The sequence below is a fragment of the Nonomuraea sp. NPDC050153 genome (assembly GCF_044460125.1).
In the GTDB taxonomy this organism is placed as follows: Bacteria; Actinomycetota; Actinomycetes; order Streptosporangiales; family Streptosporangiaceae; genus Nonomuraea.
In genome coordinates, this window is the sequence record NZ_JBITJQ010000039.1 from 83,451 (window position 1) to 104,944 (window position 21,494).

29 protein-coding genes and 1 pseudogene are annotated in these 21,494 nt (G+C 66.1%); 14 read left to right on the forward strand and 16 right to left on the reverse strand.

Going from position 1 to position 21,494, the window contains the following annotated elements:
• Nucleotides 1–116: 116 nt before the first annotated feature.
• Entirely contained in the window at nt 117–488 is a 372-nt protein-coding gene (locus tag ACIBQ1_RS52535; protein WP_397289937.1) for a hypothetical protein, read from the reverse strand.
• 776 nt (nt 489–1,264) lie between these two features.
• Nucleotides 1,265–2,278 (reverse strand): ArsR/SmtB family transcription factor, encoded by a 1,014-nt coding sequence (locus ACIBQ1_RS52540; RefSeq protein WP_397289939.1) that lies wholly within the window; start codon nt 2,276–2,278, stop codon nt 1,265–1,267.
• Nucleotides 2,279–2,563: 285 nt separating this feature from the next.
• Between ACIBQ1_RS52540 and ACIBQ1_RS52545 the strand changes: the two genes are divergently transcribed.
• The 4 genes from ACIBQ1_RS52545 (at nt 2,564) to ACIBQ1_RS52560 (ending at nt 4,770) form a co-directional block, all read left to right on the forward strand.
• A complete protein-coding gene (locus ACIBQ1_RS52545; RefSeq protein WP_397289941.1) occupies nt 2,564–2,941 on the forward strand; it encodes a hypothetical protein in 378 nt (125 codons plus the stop codon).
• Nucleotides 2,942–3,333: 392 nt separating this feature from the next.
• A complete protein-coding gene (locus tag ACIBQ1_RS52550) occupies nt 3,334–3,507 on the forward strand; it encodes a hypothetical protein (protein ID WP_397289943.1) in 174 nt (57 codons plus the stop codon).
• A 100-nt stretch (nt 3,508–3,607) separates the two neighbouring features.
• Nucleotides 3,608–3,850: a hypothetical protein gene (locus ACIBQ1_RS52555; RefSeq protein WP_397289945.1), complete on the forward strand. Its 243-nt coding sequence runs from the start codon at nt 3,608–3,610 to the stop codon at nt 3,848–3,850.
• Nucleotides 3,851–4,338: 488 nt separating this feature from the next.
• Complete coding sequence (locus ACIBQ1_RS52560; protein WP_397289947.1) at nt 4,339–4,770, forward strand: hypothetical protein; 432 nt, start codon at nt 4,339–4,341, stop codon at nt 4,768–4,770.
• Between the two features lie 802 nt (nt 4,771–5,572).
• Here ACIBQ1_RS52560 and ACIBQ1_RS52565 read toward each other — a convergent pair.
• Nucleotides 5,573–6,070: a hypothetical protein gene (locus tag ACIBQ1_RS52565; protein WP_397289949.1), complete on the reverse strand. Its 498-nt coding sequence runs from the start codon at nt 6,068–6,070 to the stop codon at nt 5,573–5,575.
• 963 nt (nt 6,071–7,033) lie between these two features.
• On the opposite strand from ACIBQ1_RS52565, the gene ACIBQ1_RS52570 reads away from it, so the two are divergent.
• Nucleotides 7,034–7,219 (forward strand): hypothetical protein, encoded by a 186-nt coding sequence (locus tag ACIBQ1_RS52570; protein ID WP_397289951.1) that lies wholly within the window; start codon nt 7,034–7,036, stop codon nt 7,217–7,219.
• Nucleotides 7,220–7,519: 300 nt separating this feature from the next.
• Here ACIBQ1_RS52570 and ACIBQ1_RS52575 read toward each other — a convergent pair whose 3' ends face one another.
• On the reverse strand, nt 7,520–7,840 hold the full coding sequence (locus tag ACIBQ1_RS52575) for a hypothetical protein (RefSeq protein ID WP_397289953.1): 321 nt from the start codon (nt 7,838–7,840) through the stop codon (nt 7,520–7,522).
• 473 nt (nt 7,841–8,313) lie between these two features.
• Here ACIBQ1_RS52575 and ACIBQ1_RS52580 point away from each other — a divergent pair, with 473 nt between their 5' ends.
• From ACIBQ1_RS52580 to ACIBQ1_RS52595, 4 genes are all read left to right on the forward strand, one after another.
• A complete protein-coding gene (locus ACIBQ1_RS52580; RefSeq protein WP_397289955.1) occupies nt 8,314–8,703 on the forward strand; it encodes a hypothetical protein in 390 nt (129 codons plus the stop codon).
• 286 nt (nt 8,704–8,989) lie between these two features.
• Nucleotides 8,990–9,226 (forward strand): hypothetical protein, encoded by a 237-nt coding sequence (locus tag ACIBQ1_RS52585; protein WP_397289957.1) that lies wholly within the window; start codon nt 8,990–8,992, stop codon nt 9,224–9,226.
• A gap of 26 nt (nt 9,227–9,252) precedes the next feature.
• Complete coding sequence (locus ACIBQ1_RS52590) at nt 9,253–9,492, forward strand: helix-turn-helix domain-containing protein (protein WP_397289960.1); 240 nt, start codon at nt 9,253–9,255, stop codon at nt 9,490–9,492.
• Nucleotides 9,489–9,671, forward strand: coding sequence for a hypothetical protein (locus ACIBQ1_RS52595; protein ID WP_397289962.1), 183 nt, complete (start codon nt 9,489–9,491; stop codon nt 9,669–9,671). The genes ACIBQ1_RS52590 and ACIBQ1_RS52595 overlap by 4 nt, the downstream gene beginning before the upstream one ends.
• An 810-nt stretch (nt 9,672–10,481) precedes the next feature.
• On the opposite strand, the gene ACIBQ1_RS52600 is transcribed toward ACIBQ1_RS52595, so the two are convergent.
• On the reverse strand, nt 10,482–11,030 hold the full coding sequence (locus ACIBQ1_RS52600) for a hypothetical protein (RefSeq protein ID WP_397289964.1): 549 nt from the start codon (nt 11,028–11,030) through the stop codon (nt 10,482–10,484).
• Nucleotides 11,031–11,175: 145 nt separating this feature from the next.
• On the opposite strand from ACIBQ1_RS52600, the gene ACIBQ1_RS52605 reads away from it, so the two are divergent.
• Both ACIBQ1_RS52605 and ACIBQ1_RS52610 read left to right on the forward strand, forming a co-directional pair.
• Nucleotides 11,176–11,406 (forward strand): hypothetical protein, encoded by a 231-nt coding sequence (locus ACIBQ1_RS52605; protein ID WP_397289966.1) that lies wholly within the window; start codon nt 11,176–11,178, stop codon nt 11,404–11,406.
• Nucleotides 11,403–12,377, forward strand: coding sequence for a tyrosine-type recombinase/integrase (locus ACIBQ1_RS52610; protein ID WP_397289967.1), 975 nt, complete (start codon nt 11,403–11,405; stop codon nt 12,375–12,377). Before ACIBQ1_RS52605 ends, ACIBQ1_RS52610 begins: the two co-directional genes overlap by 4 nt.
• An 87-nt stretch (nt 12,378–12,464) precedes the next feature.
• Here ACIBQ1_RS52610 and ACIBQ1_RS52615 read toward each other — a convergent pair whose 3' ends face one another.
• A complete protein-coding gene (locus ACIBQ1_RS52615) occupies nt 12,465–12,755 on the reverse strand; it encodes a DUF4279 domain-containing protein (protein WP_397289969.1) in 291 nt (96 codons plus the stop codon).
• Between the two features lie 58 nt (nt 12,756–12,813).
• Nucleotides 12,814–14,316, reverse strand: a complete 1,503-nt coding sequence (locus ACIBQ1_RS52620; protein ID WP_397289971.1) for an ISL3 family transposase — start codon at nt 14,314–14,316, stop codon at nt 12,814–12,816.
• A 332-nt stretch (nt 14,317–14,648) separates the two neighbouring features.
• On the opposite strand from ACIBQ1_RS52620, the gene ACIBQ1_RS52625 reads away from it, so the two are divergent.
• Nucleotides 14,649–14,954 carry a transposase gene (locus ACIBQ1_RS52625; RefSeq protein ID WP_397289973.1) on the forward strand — a complete coding sequence of 102 codons (306 nt, stop codon included), beginning with the start codon at nt 14,649–14,651 and terminating at the stop codon, nt 14,952–14,954.
• A gap of 10 nt (nt 14,955–14,964) precedes the next feature.
• On the forward strand, nt 14,965–15,672 hold the full coding sequence (locus ACIBQ1_RS52630) for a hypothetical protein (RefSeq protein ID WP_397289975.1): 708 nt from the start codon (nt 14,965–14,967) through the stop codon (nt 15,670–15,672).
• On the opposite strand, the gene ACIBQ1_RS52635 is transcribed toward ACIBQ1_RS52630, so the two are convergent.
• The 7 genes from ACIBQ1_RS52635 to ACIBQ1_RS52665 form a co-directional block, all read right to left on the reverse strand.
• The gene (locus tag ACIBQ1_RS52635; protein ID WP_397289977.1) at nt 15,643–16,653 is read right to left on the reverse strand and encodes an IS630 family transposase; all 1,011 of its coding nucleotides are present in this window, start codon (nt 16,651–16,653) and stop codon (nt 15,643–15,645) included. The genes ACIBQ1_RS52630 and ACIBQ1_RS52635 overlap by 30 nt on opposite strands.
• Before the next feature lie 128 nt (nt 16,654–16,781).
• Entirely contained in the window at nt 16,782–17,369 is a 588-nt protein-coding gene (locus ACIBQ1_RS52640) for a DinB family protein (protein ID WP_397289979.1), read from the reverse strand.
• A 169-nt stretch (nt 17,370–17,538) separates the two neighbouring features.
• Nucleotides 17,539–17,724: a hypothetical protein gene (locus ACIBQ1_RS52645; RefSeq protein WP_397289981.1), complete on the reverse strand. Its 186-nt coding sequence runs from the start codon at nt 17,722–17,724 to the stop codon at nt 17,539–17,541.
• A gap of 257 nt (nt 17,725–17,981) precedes the next feature.
• Nucleotides 17,982–18,455, reverse strand: a complete 474-nt coding sequence (locus ACIBQ1_RS52650; RefSeq protein WP_397289983.1) for a GNAT family N-acetyltransferase — start codon at nt 18,453–18,455, stop codon at nt 17,982–17,984.
• A 29-nt stretch (nt 18,456–18,484) separates the two neighbouring features.
• A complete protein-coding gene (locus ACIBQ1_RS52655; RefSeq protein ID WP_397289985.1) occupies nt 18,485–18,904 on the reverse strand; it encodes an arsenate reductase ArsC in 420 nt (139 codons plus the stop codon).
• A 13-nt stretch (nt 18,905–18,917) separates the two neighbouring features.
• Complete coding sequence (locus ACIBQ1_RS52660; protein WP_397289987.1) at nt 18,918–19,694, reverse strand: aquaporin; 777 nt, start codon at nt 19,692–19,694, stop codon at nt 18,918–18,920.
• The gene (locus ACIBQ1_RS52665) at nt 19,691–20,074 is read right to left on the reverse strand and encodes an ArsR/SmtB family transcription factor (protein WP_397289989.1); all 384 of its coding nucleotides are present in this window, start codon (nt 20,072–20,074) and stop codon (nt 19,691–19,693) included. Before ACIBQ1_RS52665 ends, ACIBQ1_RS52660 begins: the two co-directional genes overlap by 4 nt.
• An 85-nt stretch (nt 20,075–20,159) precedes the next feature.
• Between ACIBQ1_RS52665 and ACIBQ1_RS52670 the strand changes: the two are divergent.
• A pseudogene (locus ACIBQ1_RS52670) lies at nt 20,160–20,594 on the forward strand (ArsI/CadI family heavy metal resistance metalloenzyme); the annotation flags it as partial.
• 141 nt (nt 20,595–20,735) lie between these two features.
• Here ACIBQ1_RS52670 and ACIBQ1_RS52675 read toward each other — a convergent pair.
• Both ACIBQ1_RS52675 and ACIBQ1_RS52680 read right to left on the reverse strand, forming a co-directional pair.
• Nucleotides 20,736–21,302, reverse strand: coding sequence for a hypothetical protein (locus ACIBQ1_RS52675; protein ID WP_397289991.1), 567 nt, complete (start codon nt 21,300–21,302; stop codon nt 20,736–20,738).
• On the reverse strand, nt 21,299–21,493 hold the full coding sequence (locus ACIBQ1_RS52680; protein WP_397289993.1) for a hypothetical protein: 195 nt from the start codon (nt 21,491–21,493) through the stop codon (nt 21,299–21,301). The genes ACIBQ1_RS52675 and ACIBQ1_RS52680 overlap by 4 nt, the downstream gene beginning before the upstream one ends.
• Between the last annotated feature and the right edge of the window lies 1 nt (nt 21,494).

Sequence of the window (21,494 nt, forward strand, 5' to 3'; positions counted from 1 at the left end):
AGAGGGAGCACTACCTTGCTCTGATGCGGCAGGGGATGACCAACCGGCAGGCGTGCCAGATCGTCGGGGTGAACGAGCGAACCGGAATCAGCCCTGAGAGCTGCACGCGCCCAGGTCTATTGGTCCCAGACGACCACTTTTGCCTGAAGGCTCGCGTCGTCAGTCAGCTTGATCACTTGCAGGCGCACGATACGTTGCTCGCTCGTTTGGGCACACACGATGTCGCGCTCGTGAAGGTTCAACAGCTCGGATACCGCGTTGGGGCCAACATGGCGGCTGCAGTCCTCGTAGGTCGGCATCCTCCGCTCCGGCCATAGGGCGATTTGAACGCCCTCACCCACCGCATACAGGTCTCCCACACTGCGCTGACCGGTCGTCTCCTCCACATCGCCCGCCGCGAAATCGGCCGCTTCATCCGCTGAGCGAGCAATCGCATCGAAGTCCTTGGCTTGCTCGGGGTGGATGTTGCCGTATTCCTGGAGCGTCACCAGACCCTCCCATCTCGCAGTCGGTGTCGGTGTCGGTGCGGGGGTGGAGGGCGGAGTCGGAGAGGGTGTGGGCACGGGTGTGGGCACGGGTGTGGGCACGGGTGTGGGCACGGGTGTAGGGGCTGGAGTTGGGTGGGGAGACGGGTTTGCGGGCAGCGAGAGGGCGTAGGTCACGGCCAGCCCGACGACTGCGACGGCTACGCCGATTGCCCCCCAGGCAGCTCCATTCAGCCGCAGGAAGCGATCGTCGGCCACCATCTTCTCCCTTCGCACACCCCTGTTCCCGGCAAGCCTTCTACTCTGGGAGAGGTCGAAAGGAGTGTTGGACTGATCGTTACGGAACGGTGACGCAGAGTGTCGCTTCGGATGCGGCCGGGCTCGCGCGAATTTCGATGGCAGGCGCGAGGGCTGGAAGCGGTTCGACTACGGCGACAAGGCGGCCACGGCGCCGCCCCCGCACCCTTTATCGGGATCGTCCTGGTGGGCGTTGGTCTGCGCATCGGCGGCGACCCGCGACTGGTCGCGACGCCGAATTCAGCGGCCACCGGCAGAGTCGTGGCCGTCACAGGCTGGGCCTGTGCTGCCGGCGGGCGGCCGGCGGTGGAGGACCTGGAGGCGTGGGAGCGGGCGAACCAGGAGGTGACCGTGCTGGAGCCGGGGACACCCGACAAACCTGCGACCGCGAGGCGGCCCTTCTTGGGACGGCATGAGAATCCACTGCACGGATGTGTTACCCGCTCCATTTTCGCGTTGTGCTTCCACCGGCCGTGCGGCGATCAGGAGAGCTGGCGGCGCGACAGGTTGGAGTCTGCCAGGTGCCCAGCGAGCAGCGCAGCGCCCAGCGGGCTCAGGGTGTGCAGCATCGTCGTGGTGGCGGTGCGCTGGCTGACGATCAGACCCGCGTCGCGCAGAACGGCGGTGTGGTGGCTGATGGTGGGCGGTGACACCCCGACGCGGTGGGCCAGCTCGCCGGTCGTGCCGCCATCGGCCACGGCTCGCAGAATCGCGGCCCGGGTGTCGCCGAGCAGCCGGTCCAGGACGGCATCGTGCCGCGTGGCGGCCGGGGCGGGGTGGTGCGCTGCCGGGTAGGTGATGACTTGCGGGAGTTCGGCGTCGAAGATGGTGAGCGGATGCAGGTGGGTGAAGTAGGAGGGGATCAGCAGGAGCCCGCGCCCGTTCAGGTGGATGTCCCGGTCGGAGGGGTGGGCGGGGATCTCCAGGACCGGGGAGTTCCAGCGCATCATCGGGCGGAAGGTGTCGAGCAGGTTGTGCACGCCGCCCTCGCGCAGGGCTTGGCGGCGCCGGGCGATGTCGCTGTCGACGCAGGCGCGGATGGCCGGCCAGTGCGGCTCTACCGAGAGCCGGTGGTAGGCGCGCATGGTGTCGCTGAGTTCGGTCAGCGCACTCGGTCGGGCCGTGCGCAGGTCGTCCAGCCAGGCGCCGTGGCCGGGCCGGGCGCCGAGCTGGCCGATCTCCTCGCGTAATCGGTGGCGCGGCGTGCTCAGGATCGCTTCGAGGGACTCCTCCAGGCCGAGCGCGCCCTCTGTGGGGGTGAGCAGGTCGGGGTAGTAGGCGGCGTGGGGCGCGATCGGGAAAAGCCGGTGGCGTACCGGTCGTGCCAGGTCTGCTCGCTGCAGGTCGTGGCGTAGTTGCCGGCGCCACGACCCGAACGCTTTCTTGCCGTAGGTGGTCTGCAGGGCTTGCAGGCTGCCGACCACCTCCCACATCACGTCCGGCCCGTCCGCGATATGCGTGCGCGCTAGATCAGCGCGCGTGAAATGAATGCGCATCCGCCCTCCAAAATTGCCTGGCCTCCCCGTTGAGGACCGGCGCTTCCCCATCAGGAATATCGCCGAATCAGCCCGTTTGTTCCTCAAGGCGCGACATCGCGGAGCTTGGTAACCGCGGCCGTCCGCGGGATGGCTGCGGTAGTGGTCGGTGGCGGTTCCTCGGGATGCGGCACGCCGCAATAGTCGCGGCCCGGCTTGAGCGGGGCTCGATCAGCAGATCCGCCGACAAGAATGCCTGCGACCTTGTTCTGTCGCACGAAGACAGTCGGCAGACAGGGCGACGACATGGCAATTGGTGTGCTGCCGTTCGGTGAGGCGTACATCCCGCTCGACGCCGACCCCGTCCGGGTGGTCGCCCACATGGAGACGCTCGTCCAGCGCTACCCCGACGTGTGGCAGGGCGGCATCACCAACGGGCTCGGCATCTTCCACTGGAGCCACTCCGGCTACCTCGTCGAGGTCCAGACCGTCGAGGGCGGCCGCCCCGCGAACATCCCGCTCCGGGTCGCCATCCACCGCATCAACTGCGCCGCGCTCGGCCTGCCCATGACCGCGCACGAAAGGGCGGTCCAGCGGCTGGTCCGCCTCGCCGAAGGCGTATCCCGACTGGACCGCGACACCCTTTACCAGCTCGCCATCGGTGAGGCGGAGACGACCGCGTGAGACTCCTGCCGCTGCCCGCCGACGAGGAGATCACGGACATGATCCGCGCGATCTCCGTCTCGCACCCGAGCGACCCCTTCCCCCGGGCCGGCCGTTGTGGCGCGACCCCACCAACCCGGCCGAGAAGGCCATGACCGCCTACGACGAGTGGGTCTACCGCCACAGAGAGCAGGAGAACTGATGCAGGGAAAGATCAAGAAGGGTGACTGGCTAAAGGTCACCATTCTCGACTGCTACGCCGAGTCGGTCGAGACGACGTCGCGCGGCCAGTTCCTGTACCTCAACTTCCGGAACCAGCACAGCACCCTGAACGTGGGCCCGCTCCCCATCGCGGCCAAACTCCTCAAGGTCGAGGCACTCACCCGTACTCCTGGCCACCCATCCAGGACGACGTGTGGGAGGACGGCGGGGGCACGAAGTGGTTCGGCGTCTGCCCCATGGGCGAGAACAGGGTGACCCTGTTCAGCGCCCGAGGCAGCTACCCGGCGGACGGGCTCGACGAGCTGCTCGTGACGAACGGGCCGTGGCGCCTGGTCTACCGCGACGAGAACGCGCCGCCGTTCTGATGACAACGCTGACAACGCCCACCGGCCGGTACTTCGGCCGGTGGGACTCCGGAAGCCCCGAGTGGCACGCCGCCGCGTGACGTCGGAGGATGGCAAGGTAGTGATCAAGTGGGACGCGCCCCAGTTCGGCCGGTACGACCAGGAAGCCCGATACGCCCGAACGCACGCCACCGGCAAGGCGCAAGAGGAAGCCGCGTACGTGGTCGAAGCGCTGATTTCGCTTCGCATGATGGATCAGTTTGCGCGGAACGGAGCGCTACGCGAGATCAACGGCCACGGGCGCAGCGCCAGACTCGCGCGTGAGCGCGTCGAGAAGCGACCGACGCAGCGACGCCGCGCGTAGCGCGCAACGCGACACGCGACACGCGAGACTCCGCGCGCCAGCCAGGCGCGCGGAGTTTTCGCGCGCTCGAAAACATTTTCAAAGTCGGAATTGTCCCTTGGCGGCTTGGTTGTGGGGAAAAGGAGTTGATCTTGTAGGGTGCGCTGGTCGGGGGGTGGTGTGTTGTGGCTGGTCAGGTGTGTGTGGGTCCGTGCAACGGTGGGGCGCGTGCGGTGTGGGCTGCGTTCCTTCGTGCTCGGGATGTGCATGCGGATGCGGTGGATCGCTGGTTGGGGGAGGGTGCCGAGGGGGAGCCGCCGCCTGAGCCGGTTCAGCCTGAGGTGAGGTGGCGGCCGGGGGATCCGCTCGTCTGTGGGAGGTGTAGGGCGACGACGAGGCGGGCGTTGCTGGAGCTGGATGCGCTGGCGGCCGTCGTGTCTGCGCGGGGTGATGGTCTTCGTCCGGCGTCGCGCTGGTCGCGTGTGTCGGGGTCGCGGCCGCGTCCGGCGGTGTCTCCGGATGCGGAGGTCGTCGATGTGTTGGTGGGGGAGCTGCTGGAGTTCGAGGATCTCGCGCGGGAGGAGCTTGGTTGCGCCGAGAGGGTGCGGGGCGCTCGTTCGGGGCTGGCTCGGTCGCGGTCGGTGGCGTGGCTGGTGGAGCAGCTCGTCGGCGTGCTTGCGGTGGATGGGCTGTCGGTGGTGTCGTCGCTGCGGCCGGCCGGGGGTGAGCCGATGGGTTTGGTGGAGTGGTCGCTTGGGTGGGAGGAGCGGCTGCGGGAGGTGGTGGAGGACGAGCCGCGGGGCGCGTCGCCGGCGCGGTGTCGGTGTGGTGAGCGGTCGCTCCGCTGGGATGCGCGGGTGCGGTTCTTCGTGTGCGGGACGTGCGGGAACCACGTCAGCGAGGTGGAGGAGCGCGGCCTGGTCGCTGAGGAAGCTGGGTAGTCGCCCCGCCATCTACATGGAGCTACAGCAGGTTGTCGCCTGGCACCGGGCGAACGGCACGGGCTCGCTGTTCGGCTCTTAGCTCCGCCGTCCGTGTCGGGTCGGAGATCCTAAAGGCGGCGATCTCCTGCGTCAGGAAGCGAATGTACAGCCGTGCCAGGTTCCGACGCCGCCACCGCCGCCAAAGGCCACGACGGTTTAGACTCTCCTCCGCGTGTATGCCTGCCTGCCAGATTTCGTGCACGAGCTTTCGGCTCTCCGCCATCTCCGGCATGTACCGGAAGACATGCCCTGGGAGAAGGGAAGAAATGCGGGAACCAGACCTCATCTCCTCGGTGAAGCTCAAGAGGAACTGCCGGTCAGCGCGCGTAAGAATTCTGCTGCGTTCCAGCCGAACGTACGCCAGGTCAATGCAATCGTCGAAGTTCTGGGGTTCGGCTCGAGGGGGCGGAGTGTCTCTGTTCTCAGCTTGTTGGCGAGATTGTTGGCGAAGCGCCTGCCAGGCGACGACGGAGGAGATGACGGCAGCGGCTGCGGAGGCGAGGGCGCTGATGCCTGCTGCATCTAGGCCGGTGCTGATGTGCGCGAGCTGGATTCCGGCGGTTGCGAGGAGCGCCAGGACTGCTAGTGCCAGAAGTGTCGTTGTCCATGACCAGTGGGGTTTGCGCATAAGTGTCCTCGTTCGCAGGCGACGAACCACGTCACTATCACGATAGCTGTCTGTCCTCGTGGGCGTCCGACCCTTGGTTGTGCGGTGGAGGAGCGGGGCCTGGTCGTCGAGGAGGCGGGCTGATGCCGTAGGTCATCCGCAGGGGGTATTCCCACGTATGACACGTTCGGGTTTCAAGGGACTGATTTGCGCGCCCTTGGTCTCGCTGTCGATGAAGTACGAGAGGTCTTCGCCTTCGAGTGGATTCGACTCCGAAAAGTCTCCGGGATAGTTGGGATCTTCCAAGGCGAAGCTTTCTTGGTATGCATCGTCCTCAGCATTGGGTGTTTTTATCGTCACTTGAGTGCACGGCTCGATCTGAACACTCCACATCAGTGGTGGGTTGTGCTGGTGGTAGGGCTGCCACAGTATGTAGAAGACGGCCGGGAGAGGGTTCGAATTGCGTACGTGGTCTCTATCGTCTTGATACCAGTGGATGACGTGTCTGAAGAATGCCGTCTGGGCTAGCGCGTCTGCTTGGGCCTTGGCCTGCGCCTTTTCTCGTTGGTCCTCTGCCCGCTGTGCCAAGGCGTCGGCGCGCTGCTGTTGGCTGAGCGCGAGCGCGTTCATGGAGATGATGAGCGCGGGCACGGCGGTGAGGCTGCCGACGATGCCTGCGATGGCGGCCCAGATTTGGACGGTCGTGAATCGGCCGCGGCGCCGGCGTCGTAGTCGAGCTGCGAGGGTTCTGGTGGTGCGTGCGGAGGTGCGAGTTGCAACACCGAGGGTGGGTAATCGCCGGGGTGGTTTTCGTCCCATGCTCCATTGTGTCGCGCGAGTGTTCATGATCGCGCGTAGGTGAAGGAGCGGGGCTTGGTCGTCGACGAGCGGGAGCGGCAGTGGTTCCGGTGGCGCTTGTCGCTGCTACGCTTTCGCTCGGCGATTGCGCGAGGTCGTCGAGGGCGCATTGACCTGGGCTGGGTCGCGCCGGAAGGGCCGCTTCTGTCGGGGGGACGAGAAGCGGCCCTTTCTCGTTGCCGCGGGCCGGCTGCGTGTGTCAGGTCGTCATTGATGTGGCCGATTCCGGGGTTGTCAGGTGACGCCGCATCTGGCCGTGTGCCAGCCAATGTGGCCAAACAGTTGGCCAGCGCCATCTGAAATGGCCAAAAGCGGCGGCCGGTGGGGTGCGCCGAGGAGGGATGCCTTGGTTTGCATTACTTGAGCTCCACCTCGATCATCTGATCGTGACAGACGTAACCCGGTTAAGCACTGGCGTCCCGCACGGCACGCGGGAGCGCCTTGCCGCCCGGATGGGCAAGGAGAAGGCGAGGTCGGCGCGACCTCGTGGCCGATCCCCGCTGGAAGGTCCCCAATCGCGCGTCGGCCGAAATGCGGGCCGACATCCGAGCCCAGGTCCACGCCCACCTGCGTGAGCTGCGCGAGGCAGGGGCACTGTGTGACACCGTCGATGTCCTCGTCACGCATGCCGTACGCGCCGAACTCGCCGAACGAGGATGGGACCACTCATGGCCGGCCCCGCCCCCGGCCGCGCCCCGGTCGGGCCCATGGCCGGGAACCCACAGCCACTCCTGGCCCGAGCGGATCTCTGTTCGCTTGCCTAGTGGCCTCGCCGAGCGGCTCTACCGCGCGTGCTGGCACACCAGCGAGCCGACCATTGCCGCCCTGCGTGCCTGGCGTGACGACCCCCTGCAGTACGCGCAGTACATGGAGGTGGCAGATCAGGTGACCACTCCGGGCGACATTCTCCGCGCCGCAGTCGCTCGGGCGCTCACCAACTGACCCCGTATCGGTCAGAGCCCCTGGCCGATCAGCGACGGACATAGCAACCACTGCCGCTGCCGAAAAATGGCCAGTTTGAATGACACATCCCTCTCATCGTCCCTGACAGGAGAACTGGCCAACACGAGGTCACGCCATGATCAATGGCCAGATTGGATGTCACCTGACAGGGGTGATCTGGCCAAGCAGGTGGCCAGTTCGCGGAGATGTGGCCAAGATGATCAGATGAGATCGGGTTCGCTGGATGCGGCCGGTGGGTTCGAAGTCGAATCGGATCGTCGGATTAGAAGGTCCGGGTTGTCAGCAGCTCACAATTCCAGAGAGTTTAGCGGAGCTCGCGAGGCGAAAGACGAACTTCTTCGCAGGAGATATGCTTTTGCACGGGCTGTCCGGCCCGTTGGTGACGGCGATCTTTACCGTGACCGTGTAGGAGCAGTCATTGCGAACAGTGGCATATTTGTAGCTGCCCTCGGTCCTTACTGCCTCGAGTTTGACGCAACTTGGCGCAGCTGCCACTTCTGCGGACGCGCTTGTGACCGAGGCACCCATGATCGTCATGGTGGTGAGGGTGACGCAAGTGGCGGCGATGGCTGCGATGAGGCGTTTAGCGATCTGAGGCATAAGGGTCTAACCTCCGGCGGTTGTGGACGGGATAGTGTCTTATCCCGTGATGCTTGGCTGCCATCCCCTCTGGATGGGGGTCGATGTTCAACCGGACGGGTGGTGTGCTCCGCGATGAGGGTCGCAGAGGAGACCATATAGACGCTACAGAGACACCACAGAGACACCCACAGGCGCGGGCCGCAGAACCTACCTCAAGATCAAGTCTGTAAATCCCAGATAGATAGATGTAATAGATATTAAGACGTTCACCGCCACCGATTCCGCGACCTTCGTCTACAGCACCAGGTCGAGCAACGTCGGCAGTGGTTTCCCAAGCCTCTTCCAGAAAGGGGCCACTTCAGATGAACAACCCAGCCGCCAATCCGTACAGCTAGAACTGGCCAACCGCAGGTCAAAGACATGACTATTGGTCAGATATAACCGGAACTGACAGCGTGGAACGCCGGGGGTCGTGGGCGCGATTACCCAGCATGGGTTCAGAAGCGTTCTACACCACGGCCGCGCAGGTGCTGCCGACAATCCTGATCGCTCTCGCGGTGGAGATCGGCTTCATGATGCAGCAGCGTGAACGCGTATGGGAGAAGGCCAAGGCTCGTGAGTTCGAAGGCCAAGTAGTCTCGTCGGAAGTCGTGGCGAGGATGGAGAAGGCGTTCCTTCGAGTAGGCCAGTACACGGTCAGGTGGGGAACTGCGGCCCTCGGGGTCAGCACCGCGTTCGTGGTGGGCGAGCTATTGGCGGTCTTGTCGTTGGCGTTCGGCTGGTTCAACGTCTGGACCTTCGTGCCGGTTCTGGTGTGCATGATGACCTTGATCGTTGCGGCTGCCGTCGTCCCCCTACTCCGGATGCGGTCAGACGTGTAGCCCTGATGGCATGCCTCGTTGCGCCAGGTCGTGCGGGTGTGTAACACTTTGCGCCGACAGGTGTGGTGTGCCCTGTTGCAGCGTTCAGCCGTTTGACCTGCGGAAACGCTAGCGAGGCTCTCGGATCGTTTCTGAGACGTCGATTCTTAGACCTATCCCAACCTATGCGAACGTCTCTGTTCGCGCGCCTGCGTTGACTGCAGCAGGTCTTTCGCGTGCTCACTGCGTCCGAAACGCGCCCAACACGCACACCTTCGCCCTTTTGCCCGAATCCGAGGAGAACGGCGTGCGCCCAGCCACGGCACAGCAAGCAGCAACTCACCTCGACCGCGAACCGGGCACCATCCGCCAATGGGCGCGCCGCTACCAGGCGCGCGTCCTCGGACGGGCCAGCCGCGAGGTCGTCTACGATCTCGCCGACCTGGCCACGATCGAGGGCTGCATCTGGCGCGGTGACCCCGTACCTGCTACAGCGGAAGACCGCGACGAGCTCCGCAACCAACTCGGCCGCACCGCCGCGTAACCCGCCTCGACCACGAAAGGCCCCTCATGCGACTCCAACCCAACGTCCGCATCACCGGCGCCGACCGCCACCAGCTCGCGCAGCTCGTCGCCGACCGCTACCAGGCGGGCGAGTCGATCCGCGCGCTCGCCCTGTCGATCGGCCGCTCGTACGGGTTCATCCACGCGCTTCTCGAGGAGGCGGGCGCCGATCTGCGACACCGCGGCGGCGACAACCGTAAGAACGCGACGACGGAGCCGACCACCTCGACGGGAGCGGAGCAGTGACCCCCGACCAGGCCGCGGCCAAGGCGGCCGACCTCCTCGACGACGCCAGCAAGAACCTCCTCGACAACGCGTACGTACAATCGTGCGTCACCGTCGGCGATGCATACATGCGGCTGCACCTGATCCTCGCGACCGGCGCCACCTTCAACTGGGACGCGATCTTCCCTGACCGGCGCTAGCCTCCCGCGCCGATGACGACCTTGCCCTCCTCGACGCCTCACCGGCTGTCAGGTGACATGGCATCTGGTCGCGTGCCAACCGAAGTGGCTAGAGGGTTGGCCAGGGTCAACAGAAGTGGCCAACACGGTGGCCAAGCGCCTGAAGCATGGCCAGGCGTCCACGCTTCAGAGGGTGTTTTGAATCTGACGGCGTAACGGCGCGCTTCGCAGCTCAGGGCCCGGCCAGCGATCCGGCAGCCGGGCCCTGACAGACCCATTACTACCTGGATCTCCAGTTGATGGCGCGGGCCGCGGCGGTGGCGAGCACGTCACTTTCCGGCTTTTCCATCCACCGGAAGTTGAACCGTTCCTCGCCAAGGCTGATAGCGAAGTCGAGGGCAGCACGGAGATTCTTGACGGTGACTGAGAAATCTTGGGAGTTGTACCACTCTCGTGCGCGATCCCAATCGTAGCGCTGGTGCCGTCGTCCACGACACAAGAGTTGGTGAAATCCTCGTCGGAGACCCAAGTCCAACTGCCGCCAGGCTCGTGGAAGTCGAGGAGGAGTTCGACGGCGGCTTGCTCGTGTGGGTACGAGTGGGCTGCTCCGGCGCGGAGGCGTTCAGCGAGAGTGCTCATGCGAAGATTGTTTCACCGCACTCGGGGCCGGGGTAGATCTCCGCCGCGCCGTCCCTCGTGCGGCCCCCGCGATCGTAGGGGCCGCGGCTCGATGGCGCGATCTGCGGGGGCCGACGCCAGACCACGCGCACGCGCCGAGGGAGGTACACCCCCAAAATCCGGAACGTCGGCTTGCCGCATCGTGTCTCGTGATCAGGGCACAAGAATATTGATCATGACGCCGATCGGGATCGACGCGGCCACGCCCAGACCGAAGAACATCCACTGCTGGCGCCGCTCCGCCCGGATGGTCGCCTTCGTCTCGCCGACGAGGATCTGCCGGATCTTCTCGGCCTGATCCTCGTTCACCTCCAGCAGGCTCTGCTGCTTCTCGGCCTCGGTGAGGAGTGCTTCCCGGGCGGCTTTCTGCGCTTCGAGATCGCGTCGAAGGTCGTCCATGAGAGATGCTGCTTCGGCGAAAGCAGCGTTGACGCGTTCGACGCGACGGCCGAGGCTCTGTCCAGGGTCCTCGCGGGCCTGAGCGAGTCGCGCCCGTGCCTCTCGTCTAAGCGCCCAGATGCTGACGGACGATAGGGCGATGCATGAGATGGCGAATGGGGACCAGATGGCCCAATCGATGCCGCCGCCAGTCGACAGGGGCGCAATGGTGCCGATCAGCATGACTGCGGTGAAGCTTGCTGAGACTACGACGGCGATCATGACAACGGTTCGGCGGGTCCTCATGCGAGTGGTGGAGGTCATGGCCTGATTGTGATCGGCAAAGACGGGCAACGCCGCTCATTTCGCATGGCGCTTCATGATCGTTAACGGATGGTCATAATCCAGCTTATGACCATAGATCGTTTGCTATCGTCGTGAGGGTCAACCCCTCGCGAAAGAGACGGTCATGAGCGAAGACCGCAGCCCGCATCCCGACGGCGACCGTCCCCCCTCGGCGCCCCCGCCTCACCTTGCCAAGTGTGCCGCCAAACTCGCCGACCTCTTCACCGGTCCCGAAGCTGAGTTCCGCATCGTGCTGGCGCAACTGGTCCATCGCGGCGAGGTTCGCTACCAGGTGCAGGCTCCCGACGGTCCCATACTTGAGCTGACCCTCACTGACCCCACGGTCAGCGCATGACCTCCGAGCTGACTCGCGAGCCGAGCGGAGAAGGCAGGATCTTCTTCCCGCCGTCCCTGCTCGGCTTCGCCCAGGACACGACGATGGCATGGCTGCTGTCGTACGACTCGCCGAACACGCGCGACGCCTACCGGCGCGAGATCACGCGGTGGTTCGCGTTCTGCACCGAGACCGGGCTTGACCCGCTACAGGCGCGCAAGAGGCACGGCGACGTCTACAAGCGGTGGCTTGAGCTGCAGGCCGGGGCGCCGATCCCCGCGAAGACGATGGCGCGGCGGATCTCGGCGGTGTCGTCGTGGTACGACTACCTGGCCTACGAGGACGTCATCGAGGTCAACCACCTCAAGGGCACCCGCAGGCCGAAGGTGCCGCGTAACCACTCCGAGACGACCGCGTTGACCCGCGACGAGGCGCACGACCTGGTCGCGGCGGCCGACGCCGACTTCGGGCCGGCCCGCCTGCGCACCGCTGCGTTCGTCCGCGTGCTGGTGCACACCGGGATCCGGATCGAGGAGGCGGTCGCGGCCGAACTGGGCGCGGTCGGATATGCGCGCGGGGTGCGGACGCTGCGGATTGTCGGTAAGGGTGACAAGCCGAAGATCAGGCGTCTGCCGGTTGAGACCGGGTATGCGCTGGACCGGTACCTGGAGGACCGGGCGCGCCGCGCCGGCGTTGAGGTGTCCGAGCTCACCGGGCGGATCTTCGTGACCGACACGGGCGGCCGCTTCTACCGGTCGTCCGCGTCGGAGCTGGTCGTGCGGATCGGCCGCCAGGCCAGGATCGAGGCGAAGGTGACCCCGCATGTGCTGCGGCACACCTGGGCGTCGATCGCGAAGGACCTGGGCGCAAACGCGATGGACATCAAGGAGGCCCTCGGCCACGAGGACCTGAACACGACGATGTTGTATCTGCACACGGCGAACCAACTGGAAAGAGATCCTTCCCAGTTGGTGGCGTCGGCGATCGAGTAGGGGGTCGGCGTGCCCATGTCGAAGGCGAGCGCCCTGGACAAGGCGGCGTGGGTTCACCGCTGCGGCGCGATCAACCAACGCCGTCGATCAGGTGGTGTCGCCATATTCATCCACGTCGAGTTCGGCTCGCGTGCGTTTCAAGAAGCGTAGAACCCGTCGGTCCAGATGCCACCCAAGTGGTCTAGGCGAGAGAACGCCAGGGATGCAAGCCTCCTCGACGGTGGTGCTCTCCTCTTCGTCACCGAAGAAGCGAACAACCTGGAGAACGGCGGTGTTGCCCGGCTCCACGCGATCCAACTCCTCCGCGAGCATTCCGATCGCCTCTCCAAAAGGCTCCAGGCGATCGATCAAGACAGCGATCATGTCGTCCACGGGCATGGACGTGGGTGTGTCCAGTTTTCGGCTCTGGCCCACTTTCGGTGGTGACGGACCGTGGTTAGCCGAGCAGGATGCGATGGCGGAGGAGTGCGAAGCCGGCTCGCCCGTACATCTGCCTCTTGATCATTTTTGTTTTGGTGTTGACGCCTTCGGTGCCGCCGTTGTGGAACGGGAGGGTGAGGGCGGCGTTGACGGCGGCTCGGTCGTAGTCCAGCCCGCGGGTGAAGGCGTGCATGTGAGGCAGGTCGACCTGACGCGCTTGTTCGGTCCAGGCGGTCAGTAGCTGGTCGTTGCCCGGCTTGGGGTCGAGGAGAGCGGCGAAGCCCCGGACGAGTCCGGCGAGCATGGTCATCTCGTGGCAGGCGGCGATGGCGGCATCCAGTCGCTCGGCGTGGTGGTCCTTGAGCTTGCTCGGTTCGGTGAGGAGAAGGCTGGCCAAGCGCTTGGGTGAGATCGCGGGCCGGTCGCATTCGACGCGGCCTTGGTTGATGTACCGGTAGAGCAGGTTCTGGCTGCCGGTGTAGCCGAGTTTCTTGATCTCGACAAGGAGTTGCTGGACCGGGACGGCGGGATCTTCGGCTCGGCGTTGGCGCAGATGGTCGCGGAACGGGTCGACGAGCGTGGGCCGGTACTTTGGCACGCGCACCAGTCGTTCGGGTTCGCTGACCCGGGCGTAGCGCTTCACGGTGTTGAGCGCCAAGCCCAGGCGGCGGGCGCATTCCAGCAGGCCGACACCCTGGTTGAGCAGGGCATGAACCTGCTGCCAGCGCTCGCGCGTGGTGGCGGCCCGCACCCCTTCTTTCGGCGGCGGGCCGGTCTTGCCCCAACAGGAGGAGTGCGCGGCGACCTCCTTCACCACGGCTTCGGCCAGGTTGTGCCAGATATGCCAGCGATCACCGACTTGCACCGCTTCAGGCAGGGCGCGACGGATCGCCTCGGCGTAGGCGCCGCTGCTGTCCCGGCACACCACCCGCGCACCGGGATGGGCACGCAGCCACGCCTCCAAAGTGTCGGCCTGACGGTCGGCGAGTACGTCGATCCGCTCCCGCGTTATCGCGTCGATGATCACCGTGGCGTAGCGGTGTCGTTTGCGGAGAGCGAAGTCGTCCACCCCGATCACTGCCGGCACCGGACGAACCGGCAGAGGCAGGCGCAGCAACGACCGGACCGCGCTCTGCCGCGATAGCCCGACTCCCAGCACGGCCAGCAGCCGAGACCCCGCCCGTCCGGCCAGCTCCCGCACCACCGCCCCCACCTGCGTGGTCAAGGCGACCGTGCGGCGTTGATACGGCTCGGCCAGCCCGGGTAGCGGCTCCCGGAACGTCTGCCGCTCGCACCCCACCCTCGCGCACCTCAGCCGCCGAAACCGCAGCCGCACCATCACCCGTTGCCCGCCCAACGGCAGGTCAGCCAGCTGCCGATGCACATAGCCGTGCACCCGCCCGACTGCCCCGCAGCCGGGACACGCCACCGGCGCGCCCGTGGAGGCGACATGTACCACGATCGCCCCGGCCTCGGGCTGAACGCTGCCGATGACCAGGCCGGCCAGTTGCGGGAACACCAGCCCCGCAAGATCCTTTACGTCACACCGGCGTCACGCTGACACAGCACCCCGAGATAGCCATGTACCGACACGAACTATCACGTTCCGTCACCACCAAAAGTGTGCCAGAGCCGAAAACCGTACAGTCCCAACTCGAGTCGTTAGCGATTTCTTTATTACTACCGGGACCTCTTGAAATCCCAGAGTTCAGGCGAACTGAAGGGTCTTCAGGATGAACCCGAGGGTCTTCAGCTTTCATAGGGGCTGTCGCAGAATCGCTGCGGCGGGGCATGGTGTGCCGGAATGATGTCGGTGTGGCTCGTGGCTATCGTCCGGTAGATCGTGATCAAGTGTTTCTGCTGCCGCCCGATATGCGGGATTGGCTTCCAGGTGATCATCTGGTGTGGTTCGTGCTGGATGTGGTCAGCGAACTGGACACGGCGCGGTTTCGGGTGCGGGCGACACCGAAGGGGTCTGCGGCTGGGCGGGCGGCCTATGACCCGGCGATGTTGCTGACGCTGCTGATCTACGCTTATGCGTGCGGGGTGTATTCATCGCGGCAGATCGAGCGGCGGTGCAGCGAGGACGTGGCCTTCCGGGTGATCTGCGCGCAGGACCGCGACGATTGCCCGGTTCCGGCGTCGTCATTTCGGTGATGCCTCCACGATGGAGGACCTGTTCACGCAGGTGCTGGTGCTGGCGGCGCGGGCCGGGCTGGGCCGCTTGGGGCTGGTCGCGGTGGACGGCACCAAGATCGCTGCGAACGCGTCCAAAGACGCCTCCCGCACCGAGGCCGGGCTGCGGAAACTGGCCCGCGAGATGCTGGCGAACGCCGAGGAGGCGGATACGGCCGAGGACGAGCTGTTCGGTCCTGACCGGCGCGGGGATCGGGTTCCCGCTGAGCTCGCCGACCCGGTGACCCGCAAAGACCGTATCCGGTCCGCGTTGAAGGAACTGGAAGACCAGCGGCGTGCGGCCGAGGCCGAACAAGAGGCCAAGATTGCAAAGTTCATGGAGGGCCAGGCTGCGGGGGTCAGCCAGGGAGGAGTGCCGGTCGGGGCGGAACTGGCGGTCGTCCAAGCCTCGTTGGACAAGGCGATCGCACGCCAGCAAGCCAAGATCGACAACTATAAGCAGCGGCGGGCAGCGGCCGTGGCGGCAGGGCATATAGGCCCGCCTGGGCCGCCGCCCAAACCAGTCGAAGAATTCGGCCTGGTACTCGAGGTCGTTAAGGGCGCATCGCGGCACTTCGACCTTTGGCGTTTAAGTGATCTTGCTGGTGGGGGAGCGGAGGTGAACCGTGGCCCCGCCCTTGGCGGGGTCACGGTGGCGCGATTGTGGTTACTAAGCAGAAACTGGGCTACTGGACCGTAGCTCAGTTACGGGCGCTGTGATGTAGAGCAGGTCGCGATCCCGGAAGAAACTGCGAACAAGCTCGGGTGTTGCCTGCAGGCGGTCGACAGCTTGCTCAATCCTGTCCGTCAACTCGTCCACGGAGCGGACGATGGCTCGGCCGACTCGATCATGCTTGATACTCTTCCAGACCCACTCGTCGGGATTGAGCTCCGGAGAGTAGGGCGGCAGGAAGAAGATGCGCAGTCGCCCCTTGGTGGACTTCACGAACGCCTTCGTCTCCGCCGACCGGTGCGCCGGATGTCCATCCAGGATCAGGAAGATCTTCCCGGGGATGTCGTGGAGCAGTGTCTTCAGATATTCGATGAAGGCTGCGGAATCGATGGTACCGACGAAGGAAAAGTGCAGCTTCCCTTGCGTGTTCACCACGGAAATCATGTTGACCGAGTGACGCTGGCCGGTGCCGCGGACAACGGGAGTGTCGCCGACCGTTCCCCAGGTGGTGCCCGCGTGATGGTTGGTACGCACGCTGGCCTCGTCCAGGAAGTAGATGCCGGCGCCCTGGCCGATGGCCTGCGCGCGGATCTTCGGGTACTCCTCCTCTTTCCATCGGCGTACCCGCTCCGGATTTTGCTCGTACGCGCGGACCAGGGGCTTTTGCGGGGACAGGCCCAGCCGGGCGAGCAGCTTGCCGACCCATTGCAGCGTGAACTCCACGCCGAACTTCCGTTTGATCAGCTCGGCGACCATCTCACGTGTCCACAAGCCGAAGTCGAATTGCAGTTGTCGCGGGTCGCGTCCGACGATCCAGCCGCGTAGCTGGGCCAGCTGTTGATCGTTCAACGCTGCCTTCGGGCCGGGCGGCATCTTCACCGTCAGCGCATCCGGTCCGCCTTCTTCGCGCAGCTTGATCCAGCCGAATATCGTCGACCTGCCGACGCTGAAGACGGTCGCTGCGTCATCGACGCGCATGCCGTTGTCTATCGCGCTGAGTACGAGCATCCGGGTGTCCTGGAGTGCTCGCCGGGGGATTCGCTTACCCGACTCTCTGGTCACGCTAAGCAGCGTTTCAGTTACCCATCGTCTGCGTCTGGCAAACGATTCAACTCGTCCAGTAATTCAGTTTCCCATCAGTAAGCCTTGATTGATGCGGCCGCCCTGGCGGCCAGTTCGATCTTCGCGCAGTAGGCTGCACGGGCTTCCTCGTCGATCTGCGTCTCGTGTTCGGGGCGCATCCCGGTCCGGCCGTCGAGGCCCTCGCGCAGGATATCGGCGTGCCCGGCATGCCGGTTGGACTCGCCGAGGACATGGACGATGATGGCGAACAGGTTCGTGTTGGGGTAAGGCTCCGGCCACCACGGCACGTGGCCGGGGGCGTCGAGGGGAAGCTCGTTGATCGTCGCGTCCGAGTGTTCCCACGTGCGCCGATAGAACCCGATGATCTGATCGCGGGTCTCGTCCTCGGTCGCCCACAGATCGCTGCCGTTGTGGTCCTGCCACCGGGGCAGCGGTTCCGGGGAAGGGCGGTCGAAGACCTCGCCGAAGTACCTGGCCTCGACGCTGGCCACGTGTTTGACCAGGCCGAGGAGGTTGGTCCCGGTCGCTGTCAAAGGTCGGCGGGCGTCGTATTCGGACAAGCCGTCGAGTTTCCAGAGCAGCGCCTTGCGGTCCCGCCGCAGTCTCGCGTGCAGGTTGTCTTTCGCGAAATCGTCGATCATGGGTCACGATTCTGTCAGGCTGCGCCGGTGGGCTCGGTTGCGAGCTGCCTGGCGTCGGCTCCGCCAGCTATCGCTCACAGCCATACTGCTTGCCGAGGTCCTCGCAGCGATCGTCGCGGAGGACGGGATCACGCTCCCCGCGCTGCCGGAGATTCGTGATCAGTGAAGATCACTGCCCGGGACTTAGGGTCCTGCAGGGCAGGAGGCCGAGGGTTTCGGGCGCTTCCCAGGCGGTCAGGTGCCGCTCGGGGTCGATTTCCTGGTGCGCGAACCGGTTGATCAGGTCGGCGAGGGCTTGCCGGTCCTGCTCGGAGAACTCCTGCAGGATGACGGCCACCGGCTCGATCACCTGCATCGTGCCGGCGGGTGTGATGGCGTCGTCGTCGCTGAGGTCCAGCCTGATGACGGCACTCGTTATCTGGGGTTCTGAAGCGAACTAGCTGGTCAGCCACTTGAAGGTCGTTAAAGCATGTAAGTCATGTAGGCAGGTGTCGGCGTACTGATCGGTGTGCAGAGGTGAGTACGACTAAACGCGTTTACTTGTACCTGGCTCTGTACTGGAAGTCGTACACCGACAGCAGGCTCACGTCTGATGCTGAAGGCGCCTGCTTTTCAGTCGATGACCGGGCTGCGCCGCTCGATGAGTACGACGTCGCGCCAGAGGCCGTGATGGCGGCCGACTCGCTCCCGGGTGCCGATCACCCGGAACCCAGCGCGGGCGTGCAGGGCGAGGCTGGCGGTGTTTTCGGGGAAGATGCTGGACTGGATCGTCCAGACGCCGGCGGCCTCGGTGGAGGCGATCAGGGCCTGCAGCAGGGTGTGACCGACGCCGCGGCGGCGGGCGCCGGTGTGGACATAGACCGAGTGCTCCACCACTCCGGCGTAGACGCACCGGTCGGACACGGCGGTGGCCGCCACCCAGCCGAGCACCTGGCCGGTGTCGTCGAGGGCGACGTGCCGGTGCGCGGGCAGCTTGGTGGTGTTGAAGCTCGCCCACGTGGGGGCGGCGGTCTCGAAGGTCGCCTGTCCCTCGTCGATGCCGAGTTGATAGATGTCCAGCACCTGGGCGGCATGCTGGGGCGTCATGGCGGCGACCTTCACGATAGTGCCGCTCATCACCGCTGGCCGGGCAGGAGGCTGGCGATCAAGGCGCGGACGCGGGCCTCGATCTGGTCGCGGATCGGGCGCACGGCGTCGAGGCTCTGGCCGGCGGGGTCGTCGAGCTGCCAGTCCTCATAGCGTTTGCCGGGGAAGATCGGGCAGGCGTCGCCGCAGCCCATGGTGATGACCACGTCGCTGGCTTGGACGGCGCCGGTGGTGAGCACTTTGGGGATCTCGGCGGAGATGTCGATGCCGGCCTCGGCCATCGCTTTCACCACGGCCGGGTTCACCGCCTCGGCGGGCGCCGATCCGGCCGAGCGGACCAGGACGCGATCACCTGCCAAGTGGGTGAGGAAGGCGGCGGCCATCTGGGAGCGGCCGGCGTTGTGAACGCAGACGAACAACACCTGCGGCCGGTCGGGCTGGTGGGGCATCGGGTTCTCCTCTTCAGGGCAGGTCGGCGGCGGCCGCTGGGCGGGCAGCGTCGGGGGCAGCGTGCGCCGTGCCAGGCTGCGCGGCGGGCTGTGAGGGGTTCGGGAACAGGACGGCCAGGAGCAGGCCGCCGAGCGCGGCCCCGGCCAGCTGGGCGGCGATGAAGCCGGGCACCGAGGCGGGCGCGATCCCGGCGAAGGTGTCGGTGACGGCCCTGCCCAGGGTGACGGCCGGGTTGGCGAAGCTGGTGCTGGAGGTGAACCAGTAGGCGGTGCCGATATAGCCGCCGACCGCGACCGGCGCCAGCGCCGTGCGGCCCTGCCGGGCCAGCGCGAAGATGACCACGATGAGCCCGGCGGTGGCCACTACCTCGCCCAGCAGCAGATGCGGCGCTGAGCGGTCGTGGGCCGAGAACTGGACGGCCGGCAGTGCGAACATCGCGTTCGCCAGCACTGCCCCGGACAAGGCCCCGGCCGCCTGGGCGGGCAGGTAGGCGGCCAGATCGCGGCTGCGTAGGGCCGGAGCCGCCTCGCGGCGGGCCAGCAGCCAGGCCGCCAGCGTGACGAGCGGGTTGAAGTGCGCGCCGGAGACGGGCGCGAGGACCACGATGAGCACGGCCAGGCCCGCCGCGGTGGCCAGGCTGTTGGCCAGCAGTTGAACGCCGACGTCGCGCGACAGGCTGGCGGCCATGATGCCGGAGCCGACCACCACCGTGACCAGGGCGGCGGTGCCGGTGAACTCGGCCAGCGCCCGGCGGGCCAGGCCCACCGGGCTCACCGCAGCCGGGCTCACCCAAGGTCCGCGGTCAGTGTCTCGGGCAGGGCGAGCACGCCGGTCAGGCGCTTGAGCGTGGCCGGGATGATCCAGTAGTAGACCCAGGTGCCGCGCCGCTGGCTGTCGATCAGGGCGGCCTCGCGCAGCACCTTCAGGTGGTGGGAGATGGTCGGCGCGGTGACCTCGAACGCGCCGGTCAGCTCGCAGACGCAGACCCCGTCGCCGGCGACGCGGCCGCCTTCGTGCGCGCCGATCAGTGACAGCAGCCGCACCCGGATCGGATCGCCGAGCGCTTTGAACACACGCGCCAGCTCGGCTGCTTCGTCCTGGCCGACCGGCTCGGCGATCAGCGGCGCGCAGCATCCGGAGGCGAGCACCGGCAACTCCTGCTTCGACATATCTCTAATTTGACAGAAGCCTAAGCAGGCGCGCAAACTCGAGACTGCTTAGACATTTGTCGAAACAACGTGGTGGGAGATCGTCATGTCACGTGTCCAGCTCGCCCTGCGCGTCTCCGATCTGGAGGGCTCGATCGCCTTCTATGCCAAGCTGTTCGGCGCCGAACCGGCCAAGCGCCGCCCCGGCTATGCCAACTTCGCCATCGCCGAACCGCCGCTCAAGCTGGTGCTCATCGAGGGCGAGGCAGGCCACGACACCCGCATGGACCACCTCGGCGTCGAGGTCACCGACACCGCCCAGGTCAACGCCGCGACCCAGCGGCTCAAGGACGCCGGCCTGGCCACCTTCACCGAGAACGACACCTCCTGCTGCTATGCCCTGCAGGACAAGGTCTGGGTCCACGGCCCCGGCAACGAGCCCTGGGAGGTGTATGTGGTCAAGGCCGACGCCGACACGCTCGGCAAGTCGGCCATCGACACCACCATCGACACCACCACCGGCATCACGGCCCAGGATGCGTCCGGGCCGTGCGTGTGCGGCCAGAGCCCGCAGCAGCCTGGTGAGCAAGACGTCCCCGTCACGGCCGGGGCGCGGTCCGGCTGCTGCTGACTCAGCATGATGCTGACCGGGGTGATCCCGCTCCGGTCCGCGACGTGCAGGTCAGCCTGCCGCCGGTTCGGTGAGCCGGGCTTCGAGGTCGGCGATCATCTGGGTGAGCAGGCTGGTGTTCTCACGCCGGACCGCCTGCTCGCCGACGGTGTCGAGGCCGGCGACCTTGGTGATGCACTCGTCGGCGGCTTTGGCCATCGTGGCGAACTCCTTTCGGGTCAGCGAGTGAGGGTTGGCGGCCTCGAAGGTGGTGGCGCGGTGCATGTCCTTGACCGACGTCATCGCCGCTCGGGCGGCCGACATCGCGTCGCGGGCGCTGAACTCATCGCCGTGCCCGGAGCGCATGTAGCGGGTGACAAAGACCCGGCGCCGGGCAGAGTCGCGCCGGGCGGGGTCGGCTGAGGGCATGAACCGCTCCAGGCGATCGCCCCGATTGGCCGCGATCACCCGGACGACGCGGACAGCCCGCCGCAGCCGGTGACCGTCCGGAAGACCGACGCCGACAGCGATGTCGGCGTAGCTGAGCTCGCGTCCGTGGTTGCCGCGCAGCCAGATCATCACGTCCGCGACATCGTTCTCGGCCTGCGTCCAGCCCATCGCATCACGCCGCCGGCTCATAGCAGCCCGCCATTGTCGTCCAGGAACTTCGCCAGCGCGGCATCGTCCAGAGCCGAGCCGGTGGCCAGGTCCCGGACGGCGGCGATGGCCTCGGCGCGGTCGGTGGTGAAGTTGATCTGCTGCTTGTGCAGCAGCGCCAGCGCTCGTGAGGCGGCCATGCGGATCTCGGCCATGGCGTTGAAGACGTCCATG